Origin of the sequence: Microcystis sp. LE19-10.1B (assembly GCF_027530565.1) — a bacterium.
Classification (GTDB): Bacteria; Cyanobacteriota; Cyanobacteriia; order Cyanobacteriales; family Microcystaceae; genus Microcystis; species Microcystis aeruginosa.
This window is the reverse complement of sequence record NZ_JAPZQM010000449.1, coordinates 1-6,938: the sequence shown is the minus strand read 5'-3', so window position 1 is coordinate 6,938 and position 6,938 is coordinate 1. Positions and strand designations below refer to the sequence as shown.

Genomic DNA, 6,938 nt, shown 5'->3' with positions numbered 1-6,938 from the left:
TTTGGCCGCAGGGCTTGCGGTGTCAGTCTGTAGAGCGACCATAAGACCAGAACAGAGTAAATCTGTTAAGGCAGGTGCGGAACCCCGCAAGGGAAAGAAGCAGAAACCCAAATCGTGAGGTTTGGGAATCGCCGTCCGTTTTACGGCGGCGAGGATGTCAAGATTATTTTCCTTTCCCTAGAGGTCTCACTTGTTATCATTGTAGAGCCTGTTGATCTTTTGGACTTAACTTCACGACACTTCCCATCTCCCCATCACCCATCTCCCCAATTCATAATTCATAATTCCCCTACTCCCTTCTCTCTTTTCCCTTCTCCCCAACTCCCACTCTGCAATAACTACTGGCAGCCAGAAATACGTTCGTTTCGTATCACACTTTGTGCTTTTTGTCAAAAAAACTTTTTTTTTTGCAATAAAACTACACAAAAAAAAGATCATCGTTGTCGGTGAAATTGACTAATTTACCCGTTTTAATTAGGATTACCTTGTAGGTGTGGCAAGGGTTTCAACCATTGCTGCCCAAAAAAGCACAAAATAGCCCAATATGAAATTATATCAAATCGCTGTAACCATGACAACATCGTTGTTAAATAAAAATTTTTCTCAATTAATTCTTAAGAATTTGTAAATATTGCGGAATGTTAATTTAAATATTCTCAAGCTGTTGGAGTCAATAGATAATTTTTGCTTATCTTTGTCGGAAAATAGAACTCCTGGAAAAATCCAACATCTACCATTGGGCTAGAATTCTCCGAGTCAGGAGATTATTTTTATTTATTCTTCCCACTTCATAATTCATAATTCATAATTCCCCTTCTCCCCCACTGTTGACTTAAAACCCCCCACTGATCACTGAAAATGGCCTCACTTTGGGCAAAAATCTGGTTTGTGTCCCCTCTTAGCGATAAAATTTCTACATCTGGACCGTCGAAAAGTATAAGTTTTGTAAAGTAAAATTAAGAAGGGAGACAAATTTAAGATAGCCAACTTATGGAAGTAACTTTTACCGCTGCCGAATCCCTAGAAATTGTTGTTGCTGAACAAACCATCCCGATTCAGCATTATCTGCGTCAACCGCAAAGATTAGTACAGGCTATCGTTGAGACTAACTTAACGGAACACTTGTCCGAGAATCGGTTTCGCCTAAAAATGCGTCCCCTAAACTTCTTGAATATGTACTATTTTCAGCCCACGGTTATTCTTAATGTCTGGGCTACCTCTGAGGGGACGATATTTTTGCAATCAGAAGACTGTCAGATCAAAGGTATTGATTATATCAACGATCGCTTTAGCCTCAATGTTAAAGGCAAACTCGCTCCTGTGGAAAAAAATAATCAAACCTATCTAGCGGGAAAAGCCAATCTTGAGGTGAAAGTCGCCCTACCACCGCCATTATGGTTAACCCCGCGTCCGCTGTTAGAAATCGCCGGCAATAGCCTCTTAAAAGGGGTTTTATTGCGGATTAAACAGCGTTTAATGAGTCAATTGTTGCAAGATTACCAACAATGGGCTAAACAGGACATTATTGCCCAAAATTACCCCGAAACCATTCTCGATCTCTTTCTTGGTTAAATAAAAATATGAGTTGGACAAAAGTATTATCTGTAGATTCCCTTGCCCCCGGCGCCCGTCAAGTGGTAAAAGTGGGGGACAGTTCCATTCTCTTGATTAACAATAACGGTCAATTCCACGCCGTCGGTAATCGTTGTCCTCATTTAAAATTATCGATGACGAAGGGCAAAATTACCGAAGACGGCGCGATCGTTTGTCCCTGGCATCGTAGTTCTTTTGATCTCTGTAGTGGTGCTGTCAAAGACTGGATTACCTGGCCCCCTGTGGTTAACAAAGCGATGGCGGCAGTTTCTCAACCCCAAGCTTTACCCGTTTATCCCCTTCGCATCGAAGACGGCAGCATCTGGATAGACGCTTGACATCTTCACCGAGGGGGGTTTTTGGGCAACCTAAAGAGCAGTTCACTCGACAATGGGGTAATCTTGGAGAATGCCAAACCCTACCTCGATCGCTTCCGTAAAAACCCAGTTATAGACTGTTCCCCTCCCCCGCTCCTAGGGTTGATTCCAGGTAGGGTTGATTCCAGGTAGGGTTGATTCCAGGTAGGGTTGATTCCAGGTAGGGTTGATTCATGAATCAACCCTACCCCGCTCCAGTGATCCCCACTCTTCTGTATATTTTTTAAACAGGATTGCGCGAGGTCATTCTGTTATTCTGACTTCCCCTCCCGACGACCGGCGACCGACTCCTAACCCCACCAAGAAACTTTTTCAGCAAACCCTAATTAGTTCCGTTTAAAAGTTGAGAACGAAGCAAATCGATCGCATCTAAATAACTTGGCATCGGTTCATCACCTAACAGACAAGCACTGCGATCCACGCTAATCATATCATCACCCCAAAACACCTGACCGACAGGAATAGATTTTCCTCGATCCGGTCGCCAATTACTACTAAAATATTTGAGATTAGCGTCCACCACTGCCCCATCAAAAAGATGACCGATACAAAAATAAACATCCTGTAAAATTAGCGGTACGGAGGGGCGATGTAATTGCCCCCGCGAGTTGGGACTACGGGCTTTATAATGACTACGGGGAAAGAGTCCATAGAGATTTTTTAAAGAAGCAGAAATCAGGGGTTTATCCTTTAAATGGGTGCGTTTTAAGGTTCCAATCGTGATCCGACAATCCACTTCTTCGATAATTGTAGGGGCAAACATCGAGGGAAAACGGACAGGAAAAGGGGAAAGATTCGGATATTCTTGCTGGGGTAAACTATCAGCATCAAGAATAGTTATTCCAGGATCGAGAATAGATTTTACTCCCAAAATATCGATAATTTCTCTCAAAGAAATAGCCGAACAAACTCCCTCTACCAAGATGATTTCTGCCCCAGGATTTACCCCCCTCAATCCCCGCAAAACTTGACTTAATACCGGCAGACTAACCGTTACCGGTGGTGTCACAGGATAACCTAAATTAGGTTTAATTAAAATACGTTTAGCTGTGATAGCTGCCGGGGGAGGTTGATAAACAAAATCCGCCATAGCTGAATTTTTTACCCCGGCAGTAATTGAGGATTGGGTAATCATAGAAAAGAAAATAAATCAATGGGAAGCTGACAGATTAGCCAGATCATTTAGGGAGTTTACCTGCTGTAAAGCTTGCCAGATTACCCCGGAATCGGCCCCAGGAAAATGGCTATTTTCACTAATATAACGCTTCCATGCCTTAGTTCCGGGCTGACCGGCAAAAAGCTGTAAAAGATGTTTGCTGATCTGGTGTAATTTATAACCTTTACTCACCCACTCATCGATGTAGGGAAGCATTTTTTTGATTACTTCTTCCCGGGTAGGAGGAGTAACCGATTCCCCATAAAAATCTCGATCGACTGTGGCAAATAAATAGGGATTATCGTAGGCTGCCCGACCGATCATGACTGCATCTACTAATTGTAAATGTTGTCTAGCCTGTTCTAAATTAATGATACCGCCGTTAATTTCAATAAACAAATGGGGAAACTGATTTTTTAGGCGATAAACATCATCGTAACGTAAAGGGGGAACGGTGCGATTTTCCTTGGGACTTAATCCCTGTAACCAAGCTTTACGCGCATGGATGGTAAAACGTTGACAACCCGCATCCGCAACAATACGGACAAAATTAGCCATATTTTCGTAACTATCCTGATCATCAATGCCAATTCTCTGTTTTACAGTCACGGGAATCGATACAGCTTGATTCATTGCCGATATTCCCCTAGCGACTAATTCCGGGTTAGCCATCAAACAAGCGCCGAAATTGCCCTCTTTTACCCGAGAACTAGGACAACCCACATTGAGATTTACCTCGTCATAACCCATATCTTCGGCTATTTTAGCGCATTCTGCCAAAAGATAGGGATTATCACCCCCTAACTGCAAAGCTAGAGGTTTTTCTGCTAGGGAGAACCCCAGCAACTTATAGCGATCGCCGTGTTGAATCGCCATCGTCGTGATCATTTCCGTGTAGAGAAGGGGACGAAGGCTAATTTGTCGCCAAAAATAGCGAAAATGGCGATCGGTATAATCCATCATCGGCGCCACACTTAAAATACTGCCCATTTTCCCCTTGATTTTTTCGCTGATCGGGACATTCTCTGGTGAACCCCAGAGAATAACCAGTCTTCCTCTCAACATATTTTAAAGCTTTTTGGTAAGTAGGTAGGCGTTAAAAATTATCAGACACCACCCTTATCAAGGGGGGACTAAGGGTAGGGTTGATTCATGAATCAACCCTACTATGAATTCACCCTAGGACTAAGGGGGGATCGAACCTAAAATCTATTTTTAATTTAATTATAACCAGCTACTGATCTCCTGAATACTGCCGACCGTCTCCTGAATACTGACTCCCGACTCCTGACTACTAACCCCACCAACAAACTTTTTCAGCAGCTCCTAAATAATGTCATCCTCAAATTTATAACCGACACCGACTACAGTTTTGATAAAGATCGGATTAGCAGGATCGGGTTCTACTTTTTTGCGTAAGCGTCGGATATGGGTATCTACTACCCTTTCATCGCCAAAAAAATCATTTCCCCAGAGATTATCGATTAATTGGGTGCGACTCCAGACGCGATTGGGATAACTGACAAAGGTAGCTAATAAATTAAATTCTAAGGTGGTTAAATCGAGGGTTTCCTCCGGCATTCCCTCCAATTTACGAAGAGCAGAATGTTGATCTAAGTCGATCAGAAAATGACGGCTGCGATGGAGTTGCTGGGGTTGACTATCGTGTCTTAAACTACGTCTTAATAATGCCCTTACGCGAGCGGTTAATTCCCGGGGACTAAAGGGTTTGACCATGTAATCATCGGCTCCCGTAGATAGACCGATAATGCGATCAATTTCTTCTCCCCTAGCGGTTAACATTAAAATATAGGGGTCTTTTGTCCCTGGTTTTTGGCGAATTCTAGCACACAATTCTAGTCCATCTAATTCGGGTAACATTAAATCTAAAATAACTAAGTCTGGTTGCTTTTGATAAAATAGTTCTAGTCCTACCCTACCATTATAAGCCAGATGACAAGTAAAGGACTCCCGCTCTAAAGTTTGCTCAATCAAATGGGCGATTTCAATTTCATCTTCGATAATAACGATATCCATACAAAGGAAAAAGTTTACAAATATCTAGGCATATTTTAACATATTAGCCATTCATTTCTTGCTCAGGGTTGAACATTGAAATAATTGTAATTTTTGAGACTTTTTGGGGGGAGAGTTGCCAACTCTCCCGACTTTGGTGGACTGGGGACTTTTCAAGGTAAAGGGACAAACTGCTCACCGGAGGGAGTCGATCGCACTTGAATTAACACCGGTTGACCGATGCGATCGCCAGTATTGGGATCAAGGCTAATTTTTCCGGTGGCCCCTGTTTGATGAAAATTGGCGGAACGCAGCAGCGATTGTCGGCCCTGACGTTGAGGATTTTCCCTTAAACCGGCAATAATCACCCGTGTAGCGTCAAAACTGGTGGCTGTGCGCCAACTAACTGGACCGCGCCACTGTTCCTGCATAAGATTGGCAAAAGTCTGGTTAAGCGAGGGGTGCCAGGGTGCGGCAAGGGTTAAACCTTGGGCGTTTTTGCCGCCATCTTCGAGGGTGCGAATATTGTAGAGGGTGGGACTACTAAACAGAGGCAAACGCTGACGATTGGAGCGAATAACCTCAAAAACGGGATCGAGACGATCAACATGAGCGACGACAAATAGGCCGTTAGCACCCCCAGAAATCGCCTGATTAAGGGCTTGATCGGCCTTAAAATTGGGGACACTCAGATCACAGACAATCGGCACAATTTGACCGCCTTTTTTCGCCACATTAGCCATCAACTCATCTTTAAAGGAAACATTATCAGGAGCTTGAGAATCGTAGCAAAAAGCAATTTTCTGGACTTTAGCAGTATTTACTATGTAATTTGCTAATTTTTCCCTAATTTTGCCGTTAGAAGCCACCAGACGAAAGATATAATTTCCCGCACCGGAGAGATTATTAGCCAGGGAGGTGGGAGAAATCATCACCAAACCGCCTTTTTCGTAGATAGGAGCGGCGGCCAAACTGGCATCGGAGGCATTATGACCGACAACAGCGATAATATCGGGATTTTTGACTAATTTACTGGCTACCTCTTTCGATATCTGCGGCTGATTATCGTCATTAACCACGATAACCATCAGTTTTCTGCCAGCAATTCTCATTTTGAAAAAAGTCAGATAAAATTCTCTTATTTAAATAGAGAACTTGTGTAGAAGCATTATTTTTTGACAGATAATTATCATCCAACGCTAGAGATAGACAGGTTTTAAGAACTTTGTCCATGAAAAATCGATTTCAACTCATAAATCTGGATGAAATTCTAACAAAATCTTTAGTTTTTTATAAACAACTTTCTTTTTCTCCTTCAAGAGTTCTGACATTTTTAACTAGAATTTGCTTTTTTAAATGGGATATATTCGGTGAGAATAAATGAGAAAAATTCCGACCAATTCTTAAATCAAATAAATTTTAATAGGGTACGAATATTATTAAAGAAAGAAGTCCGAGTTACTAATAGCTCACGAATCTTTTGATAGGTGTAATTAACTAAATCCAAAACGGTATGGAATAAAAAAGCTAGTAAATTCAAAGACAATAAGAACTCGCACAAATGATTCTGACCATGACCAAAGTTATGCTCTAAATTATAACCGTGATTTTTGAGAACGTTATTGCCTTCATTTTCAACTTTCCATCTGCTGCGCCCAGCTTTGACAATTTCTTCGACATTATTTTCCGTGATTTTATGATTAGTTATCCAATTATTTTGGTAGATAGTTTTCTGGGTTTTTTCATTAATAACAGTCACTTCACACCAATTAACTTCGAGACTTGAGTCGCCCTCT

The 6,938-nt window shown here is 42.0% G+C and carries 6 protein-coding genes and 1 pseudogene; 2 read left to right on the top strand and 5 right to left on the bottom strand.

What is annotated here, in order from left to right; genetic code table 11:
• The first annotated feature begins 990 nt into the window (after positions 1-990).
• Positions 991-1,572 carry a DUF1997 domain-containing protein gene (locus O9332_RS16415; RefSeq protein ID WP_002761962.1) on the top strand — a complete coding sequence of 194 codons (582 nt, stop codon included), beginning with the start codon at positions 991-993 and terminating at the stop codon, positions 1,570-1,572.
• Positions 1,573-1,580: 8 nt separating this feature from the next.
• The gene (locus O9332_RS16410) at positions 1,581-1,931 is read left to right on the top strand and encodes a Rieske (2Fe-2S) protein (RefSeq protein WP_002761960.1); all 351 of its coding nucleotides are present in this window, start codon (positions 1,581-1,583) and stop codon (positions 1,929-1,931) included.
• Positions 1,932-2,292: 361 nt separating this feature from the next.
• On the opposite strand, the gene O9332_RS16405 is transcribed toward O9332_RS16410, so the two are convergent.
• From O9332_RS16405 to O9332_RS16385, 5 genes and pseudogenes are all read right to left on the bottom strand, one after another.
• Positions 2,293-3,105, bottom strand: a complete 813-nt coding sequence (locus O9332_RS16405; RefSeq protein ID WP_288026466.1) for a DUF362 domain-containing protein — start codon at positions 3,103-3,105, stop codon at positions 2,293-2,295.
• A 15-nt stretch (positions 3,106-3,120) separates the two neighbouring features.
• The gene (gene dusA / locus O9332_RS16400) at positions 3,121-4,116 is read right to left on the bottom strand and encodes a tRNA dihydrouridine(20/20a) synthase DusA (RefSeq protein ID WP_288026469.1); all 996 of its coding nucleotides are present in this window, start codon (positions 4,114-4,116) and stop codon (positions 3,121-3,123) included.
• Between the two features lie 336 nt (positions 4,117-4,452).
• Positions 4,453-5,163: a response regulator transcription factor gene (locus O9332_RS16395; protein WP_288026464.1), complete on the bottom strand. Its 711-nt coding sequence runs from the start codon at positions 5,161-5,163 to the stop codon at positions 4,453-4,455.
• Between the two features lie 152 nt (positions 5,164-5,315).
• A complete protein-coding gene (locus O9332_RS16390; protein WP_288026462.1) occupies positions 5,316-6,254 on the bottom strand; it encodes an ABC transporter substrate-binding protein in 939 nt (312 codons plus the stop codon).
• A 307-nt stretch (positions 6,255-6,561) separates the two neighbouring features.
• Positions 6,562-6,938 (bottom strand): annotated as a pseudogene (locus O9332_RS16385) (ISNCY family transposase); the annotation flags it as partial.